This window comes from Parvularculales bacterium (assembly GCA_036881865.1).
In the GTDB taxonomy this organism is placed as follows: Bacteria; Pseudomonadota; Alphaproteobacteria; order JAPOUT01; family JBAJNM01; genus JBAJNM01.
In genome coordinates this window covers 1-25031 of record JBAJNM010000016.1, presented here as the reverse complement: position 1 = coordinate 25031, position 25031 = coordinate 1, and the positions used below count along the sequence as shown (strand labels likewise).

Genomic DNA, 25031 nt, shown 5'->3' with positions numbered 1-25031 from the left:
CTATAATATAGGGTCACAAAGAAATAAAGCCATAAGGAACGCATCATGAGCTTCAAGGCGACAATAGAACGAGCGGTAGCGCGAACAATACTGCGCTTGCCGGACAACATAATACTCAAAATGGCCGGTGGCGTGCCGATTGTCGTTGATGATCGAAAGCAAGATGTACGGGCTCAGTTCTTAGGCGTACAGTCAGCCCGAGGACCACAGTTAGCAACCATGACACCAACCGAGGCGCGGGCGGCGATGCAAACGGGCCTTGAGATGTTAGCCGATAAGCCTGAACGCGGCGTGACCATAACCCAGAGTTCAATAGAAGGGCCCGGGGGATCTCTTCCGGTGCGACTTTATCGTCCTACGAATATCGCCGGACAACTACCCGGACTATTATATTTTCACATGGGCGGATGCGTAATCGGCAACCTTGATACTTGCCATGTGTTTTGCTCCATGTTGGCTGCCCGTGGAGAACTTGCTGTGACTTCGGTAGACTACCGCCTTGCTCCGGAACATTCCTTCCCTGCTCCGGTGGAAGATGCTCTTGCCGCATGGCGATGGTTTACGTCTCACGGAGAGAGTTTAGGTATTGATACAACACGCCTTGGCGTAGGAGGTGATTCCGCAGGCGGCTATCTCAGCGCTGTCCTCGCTCAGCAAATGAAAGCGACAAACGGCCCCCTGCCTCAGTTGCAACTCTTAATTTATCCGGTAGTAGATATGACAGCTCAGGGAGGTTCTCTGGATAGTTGTGCCAACATTCAACCCCTAACGCGAGAATTAATGGACTGGTTTATCGGCCATTATCTCAATGCACCCGATGAAGCCAGTGATGTACGGGCTTCGCCTTTTAAGTTTGCCGATAAGACCGGTCTTGCACCAGCGGTTGTTATAACGGCGGGTTTTGATACCCTCCGCGATCAGGGACACGCATATGCTGAAGCCCTCGCAGAGGCCGGTGTTCCGGTAACGGAGCGTTGCTATGATGGGTTAGCCCATGGCTTTACGGCCATGACGGGAGTTATCCCAGCAGCGCGCACAGCTTGTCTTGAAATCGTTGATGATGTTCGCCGTGTATTGAGCGGAGCGGCTATGTAAATTATGAGTGATGCCAAAGCTAGGTCTATTCGGGCGATTATGGTTCGTGAATTATCAAACGACATCGGAATAGCCCGGTGTGAAACCATAAGCCTGCCACCTCCGAAAACAGGAGAGGTGCAGATTAACCTCAAGGCGGCATCCGTTAATTTTCCTGACCTGTTGATGGTTCAGGGCAAATATCAACACAAACCGTCTTTACCTTTTGTACCCGGCATGGAGGGCACAGGAGTTGTAACAGAAGTAGGCGCAGAGGTCTCCGGTTTTAATGTCGGTGATAAAATAATCGCCGGACTAGGTATTGGCGGCTTTGCTGAGGCTACCAATGTTCGCGCCGGAGCTGTGCGGCCTCTACCGCAAGGCCTCACCTTTGCAGAGGGTGCTGCCTATGGTACCGCCTATTTGACGGCTTATGTATCGCTGGTGTGTCGGGGTAGTTTACAGGCTGGCGAGAACCTCTTAGTCCATGGCGCTGCCGGAGGTGTTGGCATGGCGGCTGTAGAGGTAGGTAAGATTTTAGGCGCACGGGTGATAGCAACCTCAGCATCAGATGACAAACTCGCTGTGGTTAAAACGCGGGGCGCAGATGCGGTGGTGAATGTTACAAACGGATTTCGTGAACAGGTTCTGGAACTAACAAACGGTCAGGGGGCCGATGTTATCTACGATCCGGTTGGTGGTGATGTGTTTGACGAGTCTCTGCGATGCATACGCTGGAACGGACGTCTTTTGGTGGTAGGTTTTGCCAGTGGACGTATTCCTGTAGCACCTGTGAACATACCTCTTATTAAGGGGTTTTCTATTGTAGGGGTTCGCGCTGGAGAATATGGCCGGCGTGACCCGCAGGCGGGTGCACAAAACATCGCTACCATTGATGGCTGGGCTGCGGAAGGCAAAATAAGCCCTTACATTGGTGCGCGTTTTCCACTAGAACAAGCTGTAGATGCTATGCGCCTTTTGGAAACCCGCCAAGCTATCGGCAAAATAGTTGTAATGATGGACCGCGAACAGGAGAAGGCACATTAATGCGCTTGGCATGTTTGATTTTTGACGATATTACAGTTTTAGATCTGCTTGGACCTCTGGAGGTTCTCTCGCGGTTACCGAAGGCGGAAATTATCCTGTTTGCACCTTCGATGAGTCCAATTATCACATCCATATCTGGTGTAACCCTAACGCCCCACACAGATATCCAAAACCTTGAGGACGTTGACGTGTTGCTTATCCCGGGTGGCTTTGGTGTGCGTCCTCTGGTGAAAGATAAAACTCTGCTTGCACGGCTTGCGGCACTCCACCAAACGACCCGCTATACTACCTCGGTATGTACGGGCAGTCTGCTCCTGGCTGCGGCGGGGTTATTGCAGGGGCTTGAAGCTACGACTCACTGGAACAGCCGCGAACAACTTGAGCAGTTTGGTGCACGTTACACGGAGCGCCGGGTTGTAGAACACGAACGTCTTATTACCGCCGCCGGTGTTTCTGCTGGTATCGATATGGCCCTTCTGTTAGCCGCCAGACTAACAAATGAAGAAATAGCCAAGACCATTCAACTCTCTATTGAATACGATCCCGAGCCGCCTTTTGATGCCGGTTCGCCTGCTAAAGCCGGTCCGGATATTGTGGCAAACGTTCAGATAGCCGTTCACTCTCTCAATAAATAGGGAGTATGTTGACCTTTAAGCAAACAAAAAGACGATCAAACGCTGCGTTTAGCTTTGTCTTTTTCGTTGGTTTCACGAATGGTCTCGCGGATATTAGTCCAGTCCTCATCACTCAGACCGGACAGCCGTGAAAAACTACCGCTGTTAATCAAATGACCTCCACCGTCAATGGCGATAGTCTGGCCGGTTAGGTAGTCACACCCGTCTGCCATTAAGAACGTAGCAAGATTGCGCAACTCCTCCATCTCCCCGACACGGCCAAGCGGAATATCCCGCGTGGCAGTATCGCTACCATCTGTCGCCTGACCCGGAGACAACCGCTCCCAGGCCCCCTTGGTGGGGAACGGCCCGGGCGCTATAGCATTCAGCCGAATACCATAACGCCCCCACTCGGCAGATAAAGATTTCGTCATAATATTAAGAGCAGACTTGGACATGGCAGACGGCACTGTAAACGGACCACCTGTCCATACCCACGTCGTCAGAATAGAGATAACGCTACCCCCCACACCATCTCTGATCCAGCGTGTACCACACCCATGGGTGACATAAAACGACCCATGAAAAACAATGTTGGCGATAGCATCAAACCCCCGCGGGCTTAAATCTTCCGTCCGGCTGATAAAATTTCCTGCCGCATTATTGACCAACCCCGTAAGAGGGCCACCGTCATTCCAGATAGTTTCAATCATATCATCTACAGCGCCCGCAACCCGAATATCGACAGCATGGGTTTTCACCTCACCTCCGTGACGCCCTATGAGTTCCGCCGCCGTGTCATCCAGAATCTGCTGACGCCGCCCGCAGATGTAAACCGTTGCCCCCAGTCGTAAATAGTCTTCCGCCATCTCGCGGCCAAGACCCGTACCGCCACCGGTCACCAGAATACGTTTGCCCTTTAGGAGGTCATTCCGAAACATAGAAGTCATTTTTTATCACTCTGTGCATCTACTGAGTTCATACTATCCTATGTTTCCCAAAACAGGAAAATACTCAATCAGCGCCCACGCCAACCGCTCCAGCAGACCGGTAGCAATCAAAAGTCCCGTTACCGCTAAAAGACCGCCGGTTACAATCTCCAGCGTTCGTAAATATGGACGAAATTGGCGGGAAAAATGCAACAATTTGCTAATGCCCAGCGCTGCCGCAATAAAAGGCAAGCCGAGCCCGAAAGAATATGCCGTCAACAAAGAAACCCCCTCACCCAAACTATCCTGACCGGCGGCGACCGTTAAAACCGTTGCCAGAATGGGGCCTATACAGGGTGTCCACCCAAACGCAAACGCCAGCCCCAAAACATAGGCACTCCCCATATGCATGAGACTCTGTTTTTCTTGTTTATCGGCAAGATTAACGGAAGGTTGATTAAAGCGAATGTCGCGATTCAAAAATCCAATCCGCAACAAACCCATCATGTGCAACCCAAACAAAATTATAACGCCACCGGCTACTTTCTCCAGCCAGATTTTGTGCTCCAAAATCAAAGGATTCATCGCCGCTGCCGTAGCCCCTAAGGCTATAAATATTGTTGAAAACCCGAGCACAAAAAAAACAGCGCTCACCACCACATCTAACCGGAGTTTTGCCTCCTCTGCCCTTTCCCCCTTTTCCATCAGATCCATGTCCTCCAGCGATATTCCGGCTACAAAACACAAATACGCGGGAGCCAAAGGCAACACACACGGAGAGAGAAAGCTGATAAGTCCACCCCCGGTAGCAATGATATGGGCAATAAATATTTCTTCCATGGCGGCGTCTTTTTTCTAAACAATTATGTTCTAAATAACTATGGACGATTAAACACGACAGAGGCCAACCACCCTGCTACCAATGCTATAAGAACAGCACCGATGCCGTAGAGTAAAGGCCATTGATACGCCAGACGAAAAATGGCACGCTCAAAACCGGCCTTGCTCACATAAAGGGGTGAGCTTTGCGCATCCACCACAACCCCATCACGGAGCATATAAACCTCTGTTACATAATTGCCGACCGGCACATTGGCCGGCAGGTTGAGCGTTGCATGAAACACAGTATTACCCAGAAGAGTGATGTTGCCGGAGGTCTCTGTGTACAACCCCTGCTCTTTGTTGCTTTGAACAATAGCGTTCGTCCACGGCCTTAAGTTTTCGCTATTGGGGTTTTCTGTATTGCGTTCCGGTAAAAGAGCACCGGAGTCCAAAGGCAAATGATTCATACCGATAGCATAACGTTGCAGAGCGACAGGCGAGGCTATGGCCTCCAGAGGTCTTGTACTCATCACGGCATAATAGCCGGGAATCTTATCAAAAACGACAGAATCCGTATTGACCCAGATGCCTGCAAAAAGAGATTTACGGCGCACAATCACCGGTTTTTGAGGTCCCCGCACCACAATCACTATATCGCGTTCTGCCATGGCACCCCATGAAAAATCACCCCCCTCCCGCACTACATCTCCAAGAGGTGCCTCAACAGCCCCAAAAATCAAAATCTCGGCACCCGAAAAACTAGGATAAACGGAAATCAAACGTTCAGATAAATCCGTTACCAGTCCCTGCCCCCGGACACCCCCTCCCCCGGCCATCGCCAAAGATATAAAAAGAACCGTCGCAAAAAGGCCACACCTCACCAACAACATTATTGATTACCCCCCATAAAGGGCGCAATGGAATAAAGGCTCACCGGTTCAACCGTTAAATCATAAACAAACCGCGCACAAACACCTAGCACCACCAAAGCTAAAAGACCGCGTAATTGATCCCCCCGAAGTTTCTCCCCTGCACGCACTCCAAATTGCGCCCCAATCACACCGCCTATAATCAGCAAAAGCGCCAGCACCACATCAACCGTCTGATTTTCAACGGCATGGAGAATGGTCACAAACCCCGTAACAAAAATAATCTGAAACAATGACGTACCGACAACCGTCATGGTGGGCATCCGAAGCAAATAAATCATAGCCGGAACCATAATAAAGCCTCCTCCCACGCCCATGATGGCCGCCAACAACCCAACCACAAACCCAAGAACCAGTGGTGGAATAACACTGATATAAAGCCGTGAGCGATGAAATCTCATCTTAAAAGGCAGGCCATGAATCCAATTATGTTGTCCGGCGCGCCGTGCCGGACGAGGCCGTCCGGTGCGGGCGGCATACAGACTGCGGACGCTCTCAACCATCATTAAAAAACCGACCCCCCCCAGAAGCACCACATAGGTTAGGTAAACCATTAAATCCACCTGACCCGTCCGGAGAAGTTCCCGAAACAGACTCACCCCCACCACCGACCCGCCGATGCCGCCGACCATCAGGATGCTTCCCATTTTGAAATCCACTGCCCGTCTGCGCCAATGGGCAATCATGCCGGAAACCGACGAGGCGGTGATTTGATTGGCCTCGGTGGCCACAGCAATAGCCGGAGGAATGCCGGAAAATATCAGGAGCGGCGTCATAAGAAATCCGCCCCCTATCCCAAACATACCGGACAAAAAGCCGACCACAGCCCCCAGTCCTAAAGGCAAAAGGACATGAAGCGGCAATTCGGCAATGGGCAGATAAATCTGCATGAGGAACACCCCGGTGTCTTAATGCGGTAAACCGGCGCAATAATTGGGACTAGCACAGATAGTCCTGATTTGCATAGGGTTGCATAGGGAAAAACCTGCGGAGTGACTTTTTCATAAAAAGAGATAGAATAGAGAGAACACCCCCGCCCGGGGCTTGCAACCGCAGAAGAAGCTGGAGGCTCCACACCCAAAAAACCTATGGTGCTTTGCACCCCAAAAAATGCTGAGGAGGAATTTCATGACGGATTGCTATATTTACGACCATGTACGCACCCCCCGTGGGCGCGGGAAGAAAGATGGCGCTTTGCACGATATTACCGCTCTGGAACTTGGTACTCAGGTGCTGAAAGGACTGCGGGATCGCAATGAACTGGATACCAGCGTAGTGGATGATGTGGTGTTTGGCTGTGTGGACCCGATCGGCGAGCAGGGCGGCGATATCGCCCGCATCGCCGTTTTGAATGCCAATTATGCGGAAACCGCGGCAGGTGTCCAGATCAACCGCTTTTGCGCCTCCGGTTTGGAGGCCACCAATATGGCCGCCGCACAGGTGATGTCGGGTCAATCGGACATGACCATAGGGGGCGGCGTCGAGTCTATGTCGAGGGTCGGCATGGGAGCCTCCGGCGGGGCGTGGTCATCAGATCCTTCTATTGCCATGAGGTCCTATTTCACACCTCAGGGTGTAAGCGCCGATTTGGTTGCCACCCGTGATGGGTTTAGCCGCGATGATGTGGATGCCTACGCCGTAGAAAGCCAGAAGCGGGCGGCCCACGCATGGGAGCAGGGTTATTTCGCTGACTCCATCTTGCCCGTTAAGGATGTCAATGGCCTAACGGTGCTGGATCGCGACGAACACATGCGCCCTGAAGCCTCTATGCAATCTCTTGCCGCTCTTACTCCCTCCTTTGCGGAAATGGGAGCCCTCTCTGGCTTTAATGATGTTGCCATTCAGCGTTATCCCGATATTGAAAAACTCAATCATGTGCATCATGCAGGCAATTCTTCCGGCATTGTAGATGGTGCGGCAGGCATATTGCTGGGGACCAAAGAAGCCGGTGAGGCTCAGGGTCTGAAACCCCGCGCACGTATCCGGGCGTTTTCTTCTATCGGCTCTGAACCTTGCATCATGCTTACAGGGCCTGGAGATGTAGCCCAAAAAACTCTTAAGCGTGCCGGCATGCAAGCTGGCGACATTGAGTTGTACGAACTTAATGAAGCATTTGCCAGTGTTGTGCTACGCTTTATGAAAGTTCTGGAACTTGACCACGACAAAGTTAATGTCAATGGAGGGGCCATCGCCATGGGTCACCCTCTGGGGGCTACGGGAGCTATGATTTTAGGCACTGTTCTGGACGAATTGGAACGGCGCGACTTAAACACGGCTCTTGCTGTCTTGTGCGTTGGAGCAGGTATGGGAACCGCCACCATTATAGAAAGGGTTTGATCAGGCAGGCAAGACAGGACAGGAGGCGTTTATGACCGATAGGGGCTTTACCCATATTGCTCTTACGGTGCGGGATGCGGGGGCCAGTCGTTCATTTTATGAACACTATGGTGCCCTCTCGCTGGTAGATGAGCGTGTGGACAGCACCACGGACCGGCGGGTTGTGTGGCTGGACGACGGCAGGCGGCCATTTCTTTTAGTGCTGATTGAAGCGGAAAAAGTTGTCCCGCTTCAGCCTATTTCTCATTTGGGGTTTGCATGTCCCTCCCGCGCCGAGGTTGACCGGTTGTGCGATGATGCCAAAGGTGATGATGTTCTCGTTTCCGGCCCTGAAGATTACGGACCGCCGGTAGGCTATTGGGCGTTGATACGCGACCCTGACGGTCATACGATTGAAATATCCTATGGACAGGATACTGAAATCGCGTCCCATAATTCAACCCACCGGCACTCCGGTGCTGCATAGTTACATAGGTCAACACAACACCATTTAAGTAAACCAACTCACGAAAATTAACAAAAAGAAAAACAGGAAACATCAATGGCTTTTGAAAACTTCTCCCTTGACGTAGACAAAGATGGTATAGCACTTGTTGTTTGGGATATGCCGAACCGCTCTATGAACGTACTAAGCCAGAGTTCGCTTACAGAGCTAAGCACCATTATTGACCAGATCGCAACCGATGGCTCCATAAAAGGAGCAGTCATCACCTCCGGAAAGGATGCTTTTTGTGCCGGTGCTGATTTATCCATGCTGGAATCAACCCCCCGAAACGGCGAACAGGCACCTCTCTCACAAGAAGAACGCACCCGCACCCTCTATGAGAACAATCTGAGCTTTAATATGCAGTTACGCAAACTGGAAACCAGTGGAAAACCGGTTGCAGCGGCGATCAATGGCTCAGCCCTTGGAGGTGGTCTTGAGGTAACTCTTGCGTGTCATTATCGGGTGGCATCGGATAACCCCAAAACCCAACTGGGTCTTCCCGAAGCCAAAGTTGGTCTGCTACCGGGCGGAGGTGGCACACAACGCCTACCCCGCATGATTGGTGCTGCTCAGGCGCTTCCCCTTATTATGCAGGGAAAAAACCTATCACCTGCAAAAGCACTGGAGAAAAACATCATTCACAAAGTGGTATCACCGGACGTTTTGGTAGATGAAGCGAAACGCTGGATTCGTGAAGACGGCGATTCCACCCAACCGTGGGATAAAAAAAGATACCGCATTCCGGGCGGCGGCCCCCATGATATGGGTAGCCGTGCAGCCTTTACCTTCGGCAATGCTCAATTGCGCAAGAACACATTCGGCAACTATCCCGCTCAGGAATATATTATGTCCTGTGTGTACGAAGGGCTTCAGGTCCCCATTGAGGCGGGCCTGCGTATTGAATCCCGCTATTTCACCAAAGCCATGCTGCATCCGGTATCAAAAAACATGATCCGTTCTTTATTTTTATCCATGCAGGCTCTCAACAAGGGAGCACGTCGCCCTTCAAACATAGCCCCCCGCTCCGTGAAAAAACTCGGCATCCTTGGTGCCGGCATGATGGGTGCCGGTATTGCCTACGTATCAGCAAAGGCGGGAATGAACGTCATATTGCTGGACCGTGATCAGGATTCTGCCGAAAAGGGCAAAGCCTACTCCACCACCTTGCTGGACAAGCAAATTGAAAAAGGCAGAACCACAGAAAACAAGAAACAAGATCTTCTTGCGCGTATCACACCTACTAAATCCTATGAAGATCTTCAGGGGTGTGATCTGGTGATAGAGGCTGTCTTTGAAGACCGCGTCATAAAAGCAGATGTAACCAAAAAGGCAGAGGCGCAGCTAGAAGGTCAGGCCGTTTTTGCCTCTAACACCTCAACCCTGCCCATTACGGGTCTTGCTGAGGTGAGCAAAAACAAGAATCACTTTATCGGCATCCATTTTTTCTCTCCGGTTGACCGGATGCAGTTGGTGGAAATCATTTTGGGTCAGGAGACAAACGATGCAGCCCTTGCCTGCGCCATAGATTATGTCCGTGCCATCGGCAAAACCCCTATTGTGGTCAATGATAGCCGCGGGTTTTACACCTCGCGCTGTTTTGGCACCTATGTAGGCGAAGGCATCGCTATGCTGGCAGAAGGGATTGCTCCGGCGATGGTTGAGAATGCAGGTCGCATGACCGGTATGCCTGTAGCCCCTCTGGCTCTCAATGACGAAATATCCCTTGAACTGGGATACAAGGTTCGCCAGCAGACCCGCAAAGATTTGGGCGATAAATATCGTGAATCTCCGGCGGATGCCCTCATTGAGGCAATGGTGGTCACGCATGGTCGTTTGGGGCGCAAAAATAACAAAGGCTTTTATGACTATCCGGCAGACGGGAACAAAAAAGACGAGAAATGTTTATGGCCGGGACTGGCTGATCTAACACCTGCCCACAAAGGCATGGATGAGGTGGATGTGGAAGAGTTAAAGACCCGCTTTTTGTATATCCAAGCGCTGGAAGCGGCCCGTTGTTTTGAGGAGCAGGTGGTCACTGATGTGCGTGATGCAGATGTGGGTGCTATTCTGGGCTGGGGCTTTGCACCATGGACAGGCGGACCGCTCTCTTTGATTGACATGGTTGGTGTTGCCGCCTTTGTTGAGAAGTGTGACCGTTTGGCGCAACAATATGGTGAGCGCTTTTCTCCCCCTGCCCTGTTACGCGATATGGCAGCAAAGGGCGACACATTCTATGCCCGCTTTAATCCGGAAGCCAAACGGGCCGCTTAAATGACACAGATGACCCGGCGCTCTCTGGAGAGAGATACCGGTGCGGTTTCGTTTCTGGAGTGGTGTCCGCCGTCAGGTGAACATCGCCCTGCCCTTCACTTTGCCCATGCCACCGGATTTAACGCCCACACGTACAAAGAACTTCTCTCGCCTCTTGCAGCACAGTTTCATGTTTGGGCCTCCGATGCCCGTGGTCATGGCACGACGGACCTTCCTACACCGGAAGAGATGGCACAGGACTGGAGCATATACCGGGACGATCTCATTCATGTGCTTGAAACCATAGTTCATGAAACCGGAGAGCCGGTATTGTTGGCAGGACATTCTATGGGGGGCACAACCAGCATGATGGCAGCTGTAAAAAGACCGGACTTAGTACGCGGGCTGGCGCTGTTAGATCCGGTTCTGATCCCCCGCAGCGCCTATAGTCTAGTACATTGGGCGCACCTGTTGCACTTGCCCTCACCCGGTGGGGCATCGTCTCTGGCAACGAGCGCACGGCGAAGACGCACCGACTGGCCATCACGGGAGACTGCCATACGCGCCTGGCAGGGAAAGGGCGCCTTTCGCAGCTGGCCGGAGACTATGTTGCGGGATTATGTGGAAGACGGCATGCGTGACACAAAAGACGGCGTAACCCTGTCATGCCGTCCGGCATGGGAGGCGGCGACATTTGAAAGCCGCTCCCATAACGCGCTGAAGTTAATACGGCAGATGTCTCATTCCTTTGCCGTCTTATATGCGCAAACCGGCTCTACCTGCCGCCCCCTTACCCGAGTCGCCTTGCGTCAAAAACGCTCTTTAGCCTTTATGGAATGTTGTTTGGGAGCAAGTCACTTCCTACCCATGGAAAAACCGGAACACGCCCGCAACGTCATTGAGCGCCTTAGCGCCTTATGCTGATAGCGTTACACCCCAATGCCGGGGATAATTTGATCTTCCATTCGGGTGCGCATCTCATCAGGCATGGCAACGGCGCGACGCTCTCTTAAATCCATCGTAACGGCAACTGCTTCAGCAGTCGTGGCGATGGTTTCTGATTCTAAATCAAAAATCCAATGAATCCACGTTAGAGTTTTGCCGCCTACGGCCTTTAAGCCACTGCAAACTCCCACTATATCTCCTGCTTGGGGCCGGTTGTGGTGAAGCAAGCGATACTCCAACACCGCACCGCCGATATTTTCTTCACCTTCACGGTTACGACCCGATGTCTGAAACAACAAATTAGAAATACCCGCAGAGATACATCCCACAAGATACTGGCCGGTCATCACACCATCCGGAGCACACATATAATGCTCAACTGCCCCCCGCCAGATAGGCCGCATACCGGAGGCCAGCGCTTCGGTCCACTGTGGTGTCGGAACAGGCGGTGTCATAGTAATACCGCGCGGCTTACCATGATCGGGCACGGTAACCATAATACCGCCCACCTTTCCACTCACCCCATCCGGCATCACACGCACACTACGGGTATGAACTTCAGCAACAACCGCCTCAACCGCCATGGTAGCAGCAACCTCTCCGGATATGGTGCTGACCATTTCCTGATACACGCTCAGGGCTTCCGCCCTGTGACTTACAATACCACCACGCAGAAAGTAAGCTGCCCCCGGGCGTTGTTCACGATGAAACCGTATGTGCTGCTCCTGTGCCGTCAGCACAAGGCCCGCCTCACGGAGCGTTCCGGGACCTAACCCTACTTTATGTCCGAGGATGGCCAGACCCTCATCAGCACGCGTTAAATAAAACTGTACGTTGAGATGCCCCATCTGGTCGCATTCCCACGTCTGAACGCTATTGCGAACGAGCTCTTCCACCGACCCTAACCCAAAATGCATTTGCCATTGTTGAGCACGGTCGCATCCCGCTCTTTAACACGGGCAAGGAAAGATACCACATCGCCATCACGCCAAATATCCAATACTACGGTTTCACCGGGAAAGACAGGTGATGAAAACCGCACGTCAAACTGGCGAATAGAGGCGGCATCAAAATCACAAACGCTGCCGATAAGCCCACGACAGGCCGAACCATACGTACAGAGCCCATGGAGGATAGGCTTGGGGAATCCGGCATCCGAAGCAACCTCCGGATCAGAATGAAGAGGATTACGGTCTCCCGACAAACGATACAACAAGGCCTGATCAGGACGGGTTTCAACTTCACATGTCAGATCAGGGACACGATCAGGTAATATATGGGGTGTCGGAGCACCCTCCCTTGGTCCCCCAAAGCCACCATCACCACGGGCAAACGTCGTTGAGCCCAGTGTGCACAAAGGCTCGCCCGTATCCGCAAGGCGCAATGCGGTCTCCGTTACAATAAGGGCTCCCTTATCGGCTCCCTTGTCATAAACTCCCGTCACCCGGCTGTCCGCCAAAATATCCGCCACTGCAGGCAAGGGACGGTGCAGCGTCAACCGCTGCTCACCGTGAACGACCATCAGATAGTTAATGCCGCTCTCGCGCATAGAACCCGCACCCCACGCAATGACCGTCGCCATGGATGGTATCGTCTTGAGGTTTTTCTCATAGACAAAGGCGAGTTCATTCTCGTTCATCGGGTCGCGACCAAACCCTACTCCCAACCCATACAGCATGGTCTCCCGGTCTGTGTAGGAGAATGGTTCATCTTTTTTTTGCAGCGACATAATGTGGTCATAATCTATGGCCATGGGTTTCCTCTCTTTTTTGCTTATTGCGTTACGGCAAAGCCCTGCTAAATTAATAGCAGAGTAATCCCTGTTAGCGCTATCGGCAAACTGGTCAGTGCTGTCGGTGGCGGTGCTATCAATAAACGAGAAGGAATATCCTCATGGCTTACGAATGTTTTGATGTGTCTATCAACAAAAATATTGCCCATATTGTGTTATCGCGACCCGAGGCGCTCAACACCATAACACCGGCTTTCTGGCGCGAATTGCCGGAGATTGTTCGGGATATTGATGAAAACGCCCGTGCCCGGGTGATTGTTATCTCGGCTCAGGGACGTCATTTTTCGGCAGGGCTGGATTTATCGGCCTTTGGAGGCCTCAGTAGCGATGCCGCAGACCAAGAGAAAGCTGAGCAATCCCGGACACGCGGACAATTTTTTCGTCATGTCTTAGAACTTCAGAAAACATTCTCCTGCCTTGAAGCTGCCCGGGCTCCGGTGCTGATGGCCGCACATGGAGCATGTATCGGAGGTGCTGTAGATTTCGCCTCGGCTTGCGATATGCGCTATTCCACACAAGATGCGTTTTTCTGTATTCAGGAAATCAATATCGCCCTCACGGCCGATGTTGGTACTTTCCCGCGCTTCCCACGTCTTGTACCTGAAGGCTTAGCGCGCGAGTTAGCCTATACGGGTCGCCGCTTGTATGCGGAAGAAGCAAAAGCGTTGGGTTTTATCAACGAGGTCTTTGCTGACCATGACGCCATGATAGCAAAGGTCATGGAACTGGCCCGCGAGATTGCCGCCCGTTCTCCCATGGCGATATGGGGTACGAAGGAAATCCTCAACTATGGTCGTGATCATACCATTGAAGAAGGGCTCAGACATGTAGCCCTTTGGCAGTCAGGCATGATGCCGAACCGTGATATTGGAGAGGCCGTAACCGCCAAAGCTGAAAAACGCGACCCGACATTCTCTGACCTGCTCGCCGACCGCAAAGCAGGCTAGCACGGACAAAGAAAAATCAGGGAAAAGTCAGGCCGTTTTCTCAAGACCGTTTCCACGTCCCTAGAGTATTAAGTCCTCATCTGCTTATCCCCGCCGCCATAAAGCACTGGCCATAAGAAGCGGTGAGGCATCCTTGCTATCAGGATTAACATCAGGAGGGACGGCATGATGCACCGTGGCCTCCAAAAATAAAATAGAACGTGTCGCACGTATAACACGGGCAAGGGCTACGAGCGAAACATTAGGCGTTAACTCCGGTGCATCCCCTCCTGCACTAGTGAAATCGCATGACAGGGAAAGCAGTTCACCTACCTCTGACGTCGTCATAAACCGCCCATGAACCTCAAGCGCACTCCGCGCTAACTCCAGCATAAGCCCCCCCTCAGAAACACCCGTCTCAGGGTGACACCATAAATGCGTCTCCTCTTGTCCGGCGGTCTCGTCAGAACGGCAAAAAACAGCCCCGACAGAGACCAGAAGACCCGTAGCAGACAGGGGCTGGTACCCGTCAGGAGGCGTTGGGGGCGACAAAGACATTAATTCTCATGTTTCTCAAAAAGGGACAACGGACCCCTAAACGCCTAAGAGTATGGCTTTTATAATGCTCCTGTCCAGAGGCTCCTCGAGGTATCCGTAGCCATGGTGTTTTTTTACTTGGCGCACCTTGCCGGAGTGTCTATGGTTTGGGTTGCACAAGATATAAATTTGCTACTCGTTTATTTTTAAGAGGGAGATTTCATGACCAGAGAAGCCGTTATCGTATCGACAGCCCGTACGGGACTTGCCAAGTCAGCCCGTGGTGGTTTCAACATAACCCATGGCGCAAGCATAGGAGGCCATGCCGTCAAACACGCTATTGACCGTGCTGGTATTGAACCGGGCGAAGTAGAAGATGTCATCATGGGGTGCGGAACCCCGGAAGGGGCTACCGGTCAGAACGTAGGTCGCTTAGCGGCGATAGCAGCAGGATGCCCCACGTCCACGTCAGGTGTTACGGTGAACCGATTTTGCTCCTCCGGTCTACAAACGATCGCTATGGCGGCGGGCCGGGTTGTTAGTGATGGCGCTTCCGTTGTTGTCGGAGCGGGGGTTGAATCTATCTCTATGGTGCAAATGCAAGGTATCAACCTCAATAACATCACCGAGGAAAAACTCATGGAGACCTATCCCGCTTTATGGATGCCCATGATTGAAACCGCCGATATTGTAGCCGAGCGTTACAACATCTCGCGGGAAGTACAGGACGAATACGCCCTGCAAAGCCAGATGCGCACAGCAGCGGCTCAGCAGTCCGGAAAGTTTGACGATGAAATCGTGCCCATGAAAACGCGTATGAAACAAATCAACAAAGAAACCGGTGAAGAGAAAATTGTTGATTATGAAGTGGTCAAGGATGAGTGCAACAGGCCCAGCACGACGCTGGAAGGTCTTAACGGTCTGCAACCGGTACGAGGCGTGGGCAATTATGTAACGGCGGGGAATGCCAGTCAGCTCTCCGATGGAGCAGCCGCCTGTGTGGTGATGGATTCCAAAGAGGCCGAAAAACGCAATATTGACCCTCTTGGTATTTTCCGTGGCTTTGCAGTGGCCGGATGTGACCCGGACGAAATGGGCATCGGGCCGGTTTATGCCGTGCCGCGCTTATTAGAGCGCGCTGGGCTCAAGGTAGGTGACATTGACTTATGGGAGCTCAACGAAGCCTTCGCCAGCCAGTGTCTATATTGTCGCGATACACTCGGCATTGACAATGAGATATATAACGTTAATGGCGGCTCTATTGCTGTTGGTCATCCCTATGGCATGACCGGTGCGCGTCTTACAGGCCACGCGCTGATTGAGGGCAAACGCCGTGGTGCTAAAAACGTGGTGGTCACTATGTGCATCGGTGGTGGCATGGGTGCGGCAGGCCTGTTTGAGGTCTGCTAACGTAACCTTACGGATATTCTTCCTTGGACTTGAAACTGACAGGCAAAAAGGCCATTGTCATGGGGGCAACCCGTGGCATCGGCCGCGCCATTGCCGAAACTCTGGCGGCAGAAGGGTGCACTCTGGCACTGTGCGCACGTAATGGCGAACAGGTGGCGGAAAGAGTTGCTGATTTTGAAAGTCAGGGTGTCAAAGCCATGGGAATGGCGGTAGATATCGCAGACAGCAACGCTCTTGGAGCGTGGGTAGATCGGACCGCCCTTGATATGGATGGACTTGATATTCTGGTTTCCAACGCCGGCGCTATGGCCATCGGCAACAGTGCTGATGCATGGCAGCGCAATATGAATGTGGATATTCTGGGTGCGGTAGCAGCCGTAGATGCGGCCATGCCACACCTCAAACAATCGGCATCAAAAACGGGAGATGCAGCAATTATCGCTATCGGTTCCGTATCCGCCGTTAGTGCTACGGAACCTTCCTCTTATGGTGCTGTCAAAGGAGCGCTTATACATTATATTAAGGGTGTTGCTAAACAGGCGGCGGGGGATCATGTACGCGCCAATGTTGTCTCTCCCGGTACAGTTTATTTTGAGGGCGGCGTGTGGAACATGGTGGAGAAAGACATGCCGGATTTGTTTAAAACCACTATGGCCCGCAACCCTATGAGGCGTATGGCCACTCCTGAAGATATTGCCAATGCGGCTACTTTTCTTGCCAGCCCCCGGTCTTCCTTTACCACCGGCATTAATATGATTGTAGACGGTGCCCTGACCGACCGCGCCAATTATTAAAGCCAATTATTGTAAGAGAGTGCGGGCGCTCCGTTTTATCGCATCGCGCAATGCTCCACTACCGGAACCCGTCGCTAGCCGTCAACAACTCATAAGTAATACCGGGCTCCGTCAACGCATGACCCGCATCCGGAACAATACGAAAATCAGCCTCCGGCCACGCACGGGATAAATCCCACGCCGTCATCATCGGCGTTACAACATCGTGACGGCCCTGAACTATAACCCCGGGAATGTCACGCACCTTACCAACATCCGCAATCAACTGATCATCACGCTCCAAAAAACCGCCATTAACAAAATAATGACACTCGATACGGGCAAATGCCAACGCATAACGTTCACGACCAAAAGCCGCAACACGGTCTGCACTCTCCCGTAGTGAAATCGTAGACCCCTCCCACATGCTCCACGCCTGCGCACAGGCCAACTGTTCCTCAGGGTCATCCCCCGTCAGGCGCTTATAATAAGCTCCCATCATATCGTCCCGCTCAACCTCCGGAATCGGAGCTACATAACCCTCCCACGCATCAGGATAAAGCGCATGAGCACCATATTGGTAAAACCATAACAATTCCTCACGCCGCAAAGTAAAAATACCCCGTAAGATCAACTCGCTCGCCCGGTCAGGATGACATTCCCCATAAGCCAACGATAACGTTGAACCCCAGGAACCTCCCCACACCTGCCACCTCTCAATACCCAAGTGCTCCCGCAACCGCTCCATGTCCGCAACCAAATGCCACGTAGTGTTGTTCTCCAATGATGCATAGGGCGTGGAACGGCCACAGCCGCGCTGGTCAAATAAAATAATGCGATACGCCTTCGGATCATGAAGGCGACGCATCCCCGCATTGCATCCGCCTCCCGGGCCACCGTGAACAATCACCACAGGCTTGCCATCAGGATTACCGCACTCTTCATAATAAATCGTATGACCATCAGAAACCGGCAACATGCCGGAGGCATAGGGCTCTATGGAAGGATACGGCTGGCGGTATTCTGAGGATGTCATGCGATCTCTTTCCGGGGGAACCCCCCCTTATAAAACGGCCTTTACCATATTGGGCAAAGCCACGCAGGGGAAGGCCGCACCAAAAAAGAAAATTTGTATGGCGTAAAATACGGTAAATTTACGCCAATGGTGGTTGACAGGGCAGATTGCCAGCCATTTTTCCGGGCGGGACTGACATACTACTTGTTGACTATTGGATGGGGGTGATATACTATATCTGGTGGTGATTTCTTCCCGTCTATGATGGGAAGGGAAAATCAACGGGGGTCTCTTGCAAGGGCCAATCAATGAGTCGGCGGAGGTCGGTCAAGCGGCTGACGGTAGCGATCAATAGAAATACTGCCTTCCTTCCGGATGGTTAACCATACTATTCGACAGAGGGGAGTCAGACGGCAAAAAAGGAGTTATCCACAATGCTCAGGGATTATCCACAGCCTCGGCGATTACCAACGCTGCAGCCGCAATGACACCATGAGACAACACAACAACGACACAATGCCCGAGATTACCCACAATGCCATCCACAGCGCCACACACAACACCCGGGAGGGACCCGTAGCATGGCAGAGAAAGTGCAAGAATTAGGGTGGCTTAAGATGGATTGGGACAAAATGCACAGGAGGGAGTATCGCTAATGTTTCGAGATACCGATAAACTAGGTATTAAACTTGATGGCTTTAACGGTGATGAGTTCAACAATAATGAGGCCGCAGACACCGATGGTTTAGGAAATGGAAACATGAACAACGGTCAAATTGAAAACAATGTTGTAACCAACCTTATTCAGCCACCTCACAGTCAGGCCGTTCATAATGGTGCTACAGACGTAGAAGAGACTCTGTTTGGTCGAGACCAGATTGTTCAGTTGGAAGCGCGTAGCGGTGTGTCGGTGGACCGCGGACGCGATGCTCTCTTAACGGACTTCGGCAAGGCCACCCTGCAAGACCGCTACCTGCTAACTGGCGAAACATTCCAGGATTTATTTGCCCGTGTTGCCTCCTACTATGGCGATGATACCGACCACGCCCGGCGGCTTTATGATTATATCTCCCGGCTGTGGTTTATGCCCGCAACACCCATTCTCTCCAATGGAGGCACCGAGCGGGGGTTGCCGATTTCCTGTTTTCTCAACGAGGCTAACGATAGTCTGGAAGACATTGTTGAGTTGTGGAACGAAAATGTCTGGCTGGCCGCCAAGGGTGGCGGCATCGGCAGTTATTGGGGCAATCTGCGCTCTATCGGTGAAGCGGTCGGACGCAACGGCAAAACCAGTGGCATCATTCCGTTCATACGGGTGATGGACTCCCTCACCCTTGCCATCAGTCAGGGCAGTTTGCGACGGGGGTCGGCGGCAGTCTATTTGCCCATTGATCATCCGGAAATTGAAGAGTTCATAGAAATTCGCCGTCCCACTGGCGGCGATCCCAACCGCAAGGCTCTCAACCTGCATCATGGGGTGTTAATCTCAGATGCCTTTATGAGGGCTGTAGAAGAAGATGCCGATTGGGCACTCATCAGTCCGCGGGATAGCACGGCTACTCAGACAATATCGGCGCGGGCACTTTGGATTCGTCTGCTCACCGCACGCATTGAGACCGGTGAGCCTTATCTTGTGTTCAAAGATACCGTCAACAACGCCCGCCCCGAGCAACATAAACTGGCCGGGCTGGAAATTAAAACATCTAATTTGTGCAGCGAGATTACCCTGCCCACAGGTATTGACCATCTGGATCAGGAGCGCACGGCGGTCTGTTGTCTCTCTTCTCTTAATGTAGAGAAGTTTGATGAATGGTCCGGCGATTCTCAATTTATTGAAGACGTCATGCGCTTTTTGGATAATGTTCTGGAAGACTTTATCAATCGCGGGCCGGACTCTATGGAACGGGCAAAATATGCCGCCATGCGCGAGCGGAGCGTGGGCTTAGGTGTTATGGGTCTTCATTCTTTTTTTCAGGGCAAGATGATTCCTTTCGAGTCGGTCATGGCGAAAGTATGGAACAAGAAGATTTTCTCTCATATTAAAGAGAGTACCGACGCCGCCTCCCGCAAACTGGCCGAAGAACGCGACCCCTGCCCCGATGCCGCCGACTACAACATCATGGAGCGCTTTTCCTATAAAACCGCGATAGCGCCCACGGCCTCCATCTCCATTATTTGCGGGGGAACCAGTCCCGGCATTGAGCCCATCGCGGGCAATAGTTTCACGCACAAAACTCTGTCCGGCTCTTTTAATGTGCGCAATCGTCACCTGACAACCCTGTTGGAGACGAAAGGACAAAACAATGAAGAGGTATGGTCATCCATTACCATTAACGGCGGCTCCGTTCAGCATCTGGCCTGCCTCACTCAAGATGAAAAAGACGTCTTCAAGACGGCCTTTGAACTGGACCAGCGATGGATTATTGATCTGGCCGCCGACCGCTCGGAGATGATTGATCAGGCTCAGTCTCTCAATGTCTTCTTACCGGCGGACGTTCACAAGCGTGACCTGCACATGCTGCATCACAGGGCATGGAAAAATGGCGTCAAAAGCCTCTACTATTGCCGATCCTTGTCTATACAACGGGCCGATACGGCAGAAGTGCCGGACTATAGCAACGATGAGTGTCTAAGTTGTCAGTAAAATTGCCAGTAGGCTAATCACTGCCGGTAGGGTAATCTTAACACCCGCAAATCACATGATTCACATGAGGAGAGAGTCGCAGCATGTCGCTACTGGAAGAACGTCTGGTCTATAAACCGTTTCGTTATCCTTGGGCGTATGACGCCTGGCTTACACAACAACGTATTCACTGGCTACCGGAAGAAGTGCCTCTGGCCGAAGACGTCAAAGACTGGCGCCGCAACCTGACCGATGCCGAGCGCAATCTTCTCACTCAGATTTTTCGCTTTTTTGTGCAGGCGGACGTTGAGGTCAACAATTGCTATATGAAGCACTACTCGCAGGTATTCAAACCGACCGAAGTCACCATGATGTTAGCGGCGTTCTCCAACATGGAGACCATTCACATCGCCGCCTATAGCCATCTGCTGGATACAATCGGCATACCCGAAGTGGAATATGAAGCCTTTCTCAAATATGGCGAGATGAAAGACAAATATGACTATATGCGCACATGGGGTGTGGCAACCAAAGAGGACATAGCCAAGACTCTGGCCGTGTTTGGGGGCTTTACGGAAGGGGTGCAACTGTTCGCCAGTTTCGCCATCCTCATGAACTTTCCCCGCTTTAATAAAATGAAAGGCGTCGGGCAAATAGTTACATGGTCAGCGCGGGATGAAACGCTTCATACCAATTCCATTATCCGGCTGTTTCGCACATTCATTGATGAGAATCAGGATATCTGGACCCCTGATTTGCGGAAGGCGATTTACGGGGCCTGCGATACGATCGTCAGCCATGAGGATGCCTTTATTGACCTTGCCTTCGAAATGGGCGGCGTAGAAGGGCTAACCGGTCAGGAGGTTAAGGACTATATCCGGTATATCGCCGACCGCCGCCTTGTGCAGTTGGGATTAAAGCCCGCCTATCAGATTGACGATAATCCCCTGCCATGGATGGATGCGATGCTCAATGGCATTGAGCATGTCAACTTCTTTGAAGGCCGCGCTACAGAATATTCCCGGGCCGCCACACAGGGCACATGGGAAGAGGCCTTTGAACTAACGCACTAAACGTAAAAAAGGGAACACTATACTTGTCTACCCACAGGCCCTTTTTAGGAAATTATATACTTAAGACCAAAATTGATTTATTCCCGTTGCCAATGTTTGCGCAGCCTACACCGAGATCGGTGCGGAGATAGGCGAAGACGGGCTTTTCTTATTGGCCGTGTCTACGGCCTTATCACCCACCGGCAGTTCCGGCGCTTCCCTCCATTTTTTCAAGCACCGTTGCGTAGCCTCCGTATTGTGGCCCGGATAGACAATCCGGAAGTCCTCATAGCGAAAGTCAAAGATGTTCCTGATGTTAGAGTTCATAAACAACACCGGCAAGGGCTTAGGAATGCGCGTCATTTGTTTGCGCGCCTGCTTAAAATGGTTCTTGTAGATGTGGGTATCACCCAGCGTATGAATGAACTCGCCCGGCTTCAGATTGCACACCTGCGCTATCATGGAGGTGAGCAGTGCGTAAGAGGCGATGTTAAAAGGCACTCCTAAAAAGAAATCTGCCGAGCGCTGATATAGCTGGCAGGACAGCCGCCCTTCCGCCACAAAGAACTGAAACAGACAATGACAAGGCAGGAGGGCCATGTCTTTAATCTCACCTACATTCCAGGCGTTTACGAGTAGGCGCCGGGAGTTGGGGTCCGTTTTAATCAAAGAGATGACCTGTTCAATCTGATCAACGGTTTCGCCATCAGGCGCGGTCCAGGAACGCCACTGATGCCCGTAGATGGGACCCAGATTACCCTTCTCATCAGCCCATTCATCCCAAATGCTCACTCCGTTTTCCTGTGGGGTTTTGACATTGGTATCACCGGACAAGAACCACAACAATTCGTGGATGATGGACTTAACATGCAACTTCCGTGTGGTCAGTAGCGGAAAAGCCCTCGTTCAAATCAAAGCGCATCTGACGGCCAAACACGCTGCACGCACCAGTGCCGGTGCGGTCATCCCGGTTAACACCGGTTCTGAGAATGTCTCCCATGAGATCAAGATATTGCCGCTTGACGCACCGGCAACAAAGAGGTTTACGCTCTTTATGACAACCATCTCCACGTTGAAGGCGGCCGTGCCGCTACGGTCTACGGAAGTACCATCACCGGTCATACAATCATGTGTACACATGCAGGTTTGGTCTGACGCCGACAGTGTAACGGTATGTTTGTCAGGAAGTGTACGACTAACGGGTAGCGTCGTCATGGTCGTCATGTTTGTTCCTGAAGACACCATCATACCTCCACCGCCACCACAGGCAACCAGAGTTATCTCAACCTCCCTGTATCAAAAACTAAACCTGTTTTTCTAAAAAAAAATTATTTGATATAAGATATAGAGTGTATAGTTTATTTACAGACTTATTTAATCTATGGACTCTTAATCTAAAAAATCGGCATGAAAACCTCTATGAGCCAGGCCATCACCAAACCACGAGGACAACGCAGTGGTAACCGCGAACGTATTATTGAAGCCGCCATTGAATTAATAAATCTGCATGGAGCCAATATAGGCACCGCACAAATTGCCGAGCATACCGGCATCAGCCCCGGCAATATCTACTACTACTTTAATAATTTCTCCGAAATTGCCCTGGAAATCGTCAATCAATTGCGTTCAGAATTGCTTGACATTTTAGCATTGCCGGCTTTCGGACCGGTCATGCCGGCGCAGGCCGTCAACTATTATTGCAACGGGGGGGCCATCCTGTGGCGCTACCGATTTGTCATATCGGCAGGGCATGAACTCGCGCACCGCTCGCCGGAACTGGAAAACAGTTTCAGGGAACTGACCAATGAAGGCATTGAGGCTATCCGCCGGCTGCTGGACAATCTTTTTGAACACAATCCGGGTCCGGTCAGGGTTGATCGGGAATCGTGTGACTATCTGGCCGAGAGCATGTGGGTGTTATGGAGCGCGTGGCCACGTCATGCGGAAATCAGGAGCTCCCCCGATCAGACAAGTCCGCAGGAAATCGCCAGAGGCTTGCAAAAAGGTGCCTTCATGCTGGCCCCTTATATAGATGAAAGTTTTTACAGGCAGGTTGATGAGGGGTTGGCGAAATATATTTCAAATCTGGACGGACCCTCCCCGTAGACGTTTAATATACCGGGATGCGGGTCACGTTATGTATATCTGTTGGAGATCCGTTAAATCGGCCACCGGCAGATTTAGCCCTGCGGTGAGGAGACGAAGTGGGCTTTTTTTATTTGCAAAAAGCCTACGATGTCAAAGCATCCACCGTTCTGGCTGCGCTTCGCGGCTGCTAAACCAGAGCAGCCAGCTCGCTTGCGCCTTGCTGTTGACCCTGCGACAGAGCCGGCATGCGGATTACCTTATTGCGGAGCGCTACGCGATGCACAGGGAGACTCACACGAGACCAAACCGTGGCGGATATTGTCATGAATATCTCCTTCTAATAAAGGGAAAGAAATCAACAAAGGCAACAAAAATGCCGGATTCTATAAGAATCCGGCCTCTTTTGGGGACTCATATAGTTTTAACGGGTAATCACCATCCATATCTCCAGCTGGAAACATACTATCTTACGGGCTAAGATGCCGGTATATATTTGGGGGAGAAGGGGCTTTTTTAGGTAGCACTTATCAGGGAAGGGTGATAAAAAGAATCGAATCTCAGACATCAACTAACCGGAAACAGTCACAGGGGCTAAAAATCTGGGTCTATTTTAAAGACTAACAGGTCAAAAGAAGGAAGGGCAAACTATGAGAAAGATGCTTTTGGGCAGTACGGCGCTGGCAACTGCGGGTTTAATCGCGGCTCCGGGTGTGGCGGCAGAATTGTCCGTTAAAGTCAGCGGTAATATGAACGGTGGCTTCTATGTCGCAGATACCGATGATAATGTAACGGCAGCGTCCAGAGAGAAATATAGCCTGCGCTCAGCTCCCGCAAATTTTGACTGGAATGCCGCTAATGCGTCGCACCGTCATAATCTGGGTCAGGAGACCCCGGCTGTCCTCATTCGTGGCGTCGAATGTGGTCCGGATTTCTCGCCGCGGGGCAACCCCGCCATGATGGATACTTTCGGACTCTGTGACCATGACAGGGGTGCGGAAAATCCCTTTGAGCCTAAACAAGGAGACGTGGAAAAGGGAGAAGAGAACCACGTCTCTATGACACTCCCTACAGGGGGCGCCAACACCCTTTATTGGACTCAGACAGAAGCAGCAACGGAGGAATCGGTAGACGAATATTCCCAGACCCAGGCGAAACTGGGCTTTGGCCGTATTGTCGTTGACGCCGATGCTGTCCTTGAAAATGGCCTGCGGGTCGGCGGACGGGTTCGCATTGAAGCCTTCGGTGAAGAGGACGCCAATGACTTCATTGAAGATCATGACATGTATCTAAGTGGTGGCTTCGGACGCAGCCTTATAGGCGCTAAAGAGGGCGCATCTTATCAGATGCACTATTCGGCTCCGTGGTTTGTCCCGGGCAATGG

General features: G+C 51.8%; 24 protein-coding genes and 1 pseudogene. 15 read left to right on the top strand and 10 right to left on the bottom strand.

Translation table 11 applies throughout. The annotated features are described in order from the left end of the window. Positions 1-45 precede the first annotated feature (45 nt). From V6Z81_05280 to V6Z81_05270, 3 genes are read left to right on the top strand one after another with little or no spacing between them, the layout of a single operon-like run. Positions 46-1095, top strand: coding sequence for an alpha/beta hydrolase (locus V6Z81_05280; protein ID MEG9861898.1), 1050 nt, complete (start codon positions 46-48; stop codon positions 1093-1095). Between the two features lie 3 nt (positions 1096-1098). Continuing rightward, positions 1099-2121, top strand: coding sequence for an NADPH:quinone oxidoreductase family protein (locus V6Z81_05275; GenBank protein ID MEG9861897.1), 1023 nt, complete (start codon positions 1099-1101; stop codon positions 2119-2121). Beyond that, on the top strand, positions 2121-2756 hold the full coding sequence (locus tag V6Z81_05270; protein MEG9861896.1) for a DJ-1/PfpI family protein: 636 nt from the start codon (positions 2121-2123) through the stop codon (positions 2754-2756). Before V6Z81_05275 ends, V6Z81_05270 begins: the two co-directional genes overlap by 1 nt. Positions 2757-2791: 35 nt before the next feature. On the opposite strand, the gene V6Z81_05265 is transcribed toward V6Z81_05270, so the two are convergent. The 4 genes from V6Z81_05265 to V6Z81_05250 are packed head-to-tail and all read right to left on the bottom strand — an operon-like array spanning position 2792 to position 6305. Continuing rightward, the gene (locus V6Z81_05265; GenBank protein ID MEG9861895.1) at positions 2792-3685 is read right to left on the bottom strand and encodes an SDR family oxidoreductase; all 894 of its coding nucleotides are present in this window, start codon (positions 3683-3685) and stop codon (positions 2792-2794) included. Between the two features lie 33 nt (positions 3686-3718). After that, positions 3719-4504 carry a cytochrome c biogenesis protein CcdA gene (locus tag V6Z81_05260; GenBank protein ID MEG9861894.1) on the bottom strand — a complete coding sequence of 262 codons (786 nt, stop codon included), beginning with the start codon at positions 4502-4504 and terminating at the stop codon, positions 3719-3721. Between the two features lie 38 nt (positions 4505-4542). Then, positions 4543-5376 (bottom strand): TIGR02186 family protein, encoded by an 834-nt coding sequence (locus V6Z81_05255; GenBank protein MEG9861893.1) that lies wholly within the window; start codon positions 5374-5376, stop codon positions 4543-4545. Then, a complete protein-coding gene (locus tag V6Z81_05250) occupies positions 5376-6305 on the bottom strand; it encodes a sulfite exporter TauE/SafE family protein (GenBank protein MEG9861892.1) in 930 nt (309 codons plus the stop codon). The genes V6Z81_05255 and V6Z81_05250 overlap by 1 nt, the downstream gene beginning before the upstream one ends. 238 nt (positions 6306-6543) lie before the next feature. Here V6Z81_05250 and V6Z81_05245 point away from each other — a divergent pair, with 238 nt between their 5' ends. The 4 genes from V6Z81_05245 to V6Z81_05230 all read left to right on the top strand — a co-directional run bounded on the left by V6Z81_05245 (position 6544) and on the right by V6Z81_05230 (position 11413). Next, positions 6544-7752 (top strand): acetyl-CoA C-acetyltransferase, encoded by a 1209-nt coding sequence (locus V6Z81_05245; protein ID MEG9861891.1) that lies wholly within the window; start codon positions 6544-6546, stop codon positions 7750-7752. A gap of 31 nt (positions 7753-7783) precedes the next feature. Next, entirely contained in the window at positions 7784-8218 is a 435-nt protein-coding gene (locus V6Z81_05240) for a VOC family protein (GenBank protein MEG9861890.1), read from the top strand. A gap of 75 nt (positions 8219-8293) precedes the next feature. Then, complete coding sequence (locus V6Z81_05235) at positions 8294-10510, top strand: 3-hydroxyacyl-CoA dehydrogenase NAD-binding domain-containing protein (protein MEG9861889.1); 2217 nt, start codon at positions 8294-8296, stop codon at positions 10508-10510. Then, positions 10511-11413: an alpha/beta hydrolase gene (locus V6Z81_05230; protein ID MEG9861888.1), complete on the top strand. Its 903-nt coding sequence runs from the start codon at positions 10511-10513 to the stop codon at positions 11411-11413. Positions 11414-11418: 5 nt separating this feature from the next. Here the strand turns inward: V6Z81_05230 and V6Z81_05225 are convergent, their stop codons facing one another. Beyond that, on the bottom strand, positions 11419-12330 hold the full coding sequence (locus tag V6Z81_05225; protein MEG9861887.1) for an acyl-ACP thioesterase: 912 nt from the start codon (positions 12328-12330) through the stop codon (positions 11419-11421). A 5-nt stretch (positions 12331-12335) separates the two neighbouring features. After that, entirely contained in the window at positions 12336-13187 is an 852-nt protein-coding gene (locus V6Z81_05220) for a MaoC/PaaZ C-terminal domain-containing protein (protein MEG9861886.1), read from the bottom strand. A 140-nt stretch (positions 13188-13327) separates the two neighbouring features. Between V6Z81_05220 and V6Z81_05215 the strand changes: the two genes are divergently transcribed. Continuing rightward, complete coding sequence (locus V6Z81_05215; protein MEG9861885.1) at positions 13328-14173, top strand: crotonase/enoyl-CoA hydratase family protein; 846 nt, start codon at positions 13328-13330, stop codon at positions 14171-14173. 84 nt (positions 14174-14257) lie between these two features. On the opposite strand, the gene V6Z81_05210 is transcribed toward V6Z81_05215, so the two are convergent. Continuing rightward, a complete protein-coding gene (locus V6Z81_05210; GenBank protein ID MEG9861884.1) occupies positions 14258-14710 on the bottom strand; it encodes a hypothetical protein in 453 nt (150 codons plus the stop codon). A gap of 201 nt (positions 14711-14911) precedes the next feature. Between V6Z81_05210 and V6Z81_05205 the strand changes: the two genes are divergently transcribed. Beyond that, positions 14912-16099 (top strand): acetyl-CoA C-acyltransferase, encoded by a 1188-nt coding sequence (locus tag V6Z81_05205; protein ID MEG9861883.1) that lies wholly within the window; start codon positions 14912-14914, stop codon positions 16097-16099. A gap of 23 nt (positions 16100-16122) precedes the next feature. Continuing rightward, positions 16123-16893 carry an SDR family oxidoreductase gene (locus V6Z81_05200; GenBank protein ID MEG9861882.1) on the top strand — a complete coding sequence of 257 codons (771 nt, stop codon included), beginning with the start codon at positions 16123-16125 and terminating at the stop codon, positions 16891-16893. Positions 16894-16951: 58 nt separating this feature from the next. On the opposite strand, the gene pip is transcribed toward V6Z81_05200, so the two are convergent. Then, positions 16952-17908: a prolyl aminopeptidase gene (gene pip / locus V6Z81_05195; GenBank protein ID MEG9861881.1), complete on the bottom strand. Its 957-nt coding sequence runs from the start codon at positions 17906-17908 to the stop codon at positions 16952-16954. 634 nt (positions 17909-18542) lie between these two features. On the opposite strand from pip, the gene V6Z81_05190 reads away from it, so the two are divergent. Both V6Z81_05190 and V6Z81_05185 read left to right on the top strand, forming a co-directional pair. Next, positions 18543-20531 carry a ribonucleoside-diphosphate reductase subunit alpha gene (locus V6Z81_05190; GenBank protein ID MEG9861880.1) on the top strand — a complete coding sequence of 663 codons (1989 nt, stop codon included), beginning with the start codon at positions 18543-18545 and terminating at the stop codon, positions 20529-20531. Between the two features lie 83 nt (positions 20532-20614). Continuing rightward, a complete protein-coding gene (locus V6Z81_05185; protein MEG9861879.1) occupies positions 20615-21583 on the top strand; it encodes a ribonucleotide-diphosphate reductase subunit beta in 969 nt (322 codons plus the stop codon). Positions 21584-21835: 252 nt separating this feature from the next. On the opposite strand, the pseudogene V6Z81_05180 reads toward V6Z81_05185, so the two are convergent. Next, a pseudogene (locus V6Z81_05180) lies at positions 21836-22562 on the bottom strand (thymidylate synthase). A gap of 54 nt (positions 22563-22616) precedes the next feature. On the opposite strand from V6Z81_05180, the gene V6Z81_05175 reads away from it, so the two are divergent. Then, a complete protein-coding gene (locus V6Z81_05175; GenBank protein MEG9861878.1) occupies positions 22617-22883 on the top strand; it encodes a hypothetical protein in 267 nt (88 codons plus the stop codon). 98 nt (positions 22884-22981) lie between these two features. Continuing rightward, positions 22982-23668, top strand: coding sequence for a TetR/AcrR family transcriptional regulator (locus V6Z81_05170; protein ID MEG9861877.1), 687 nt, complete (start codon positions 22982-22984; stop codon positions 23666-23668). A 169-nt stretch (positions 23669-23837) separates the two neighbouring features. Here V6Z81_05170 and V6Z81_05165 read toward each other — a convergent pair whose 3' ends face one another. Next, entirely contained in the window at positions 23838-23975 is a 138-nt protein-coding gene (locus V6Z81_05165) for a hypothetical protein (GenBank protein MEG9861876.1), read from the bottom strand. Between the two features lie 322 nt (positions 23976-24297). Here V6Z81_05165 and V6Z81_05160 point away from each other — a divergent pair. Continuing rightward, positions 24298-25031 (top strand): hypothetical protein (locus V6Z81_05160; GenBank protein ID MEG9861875.1); only part of this gene is annotated, 734 nt, incomplete at its 3' end.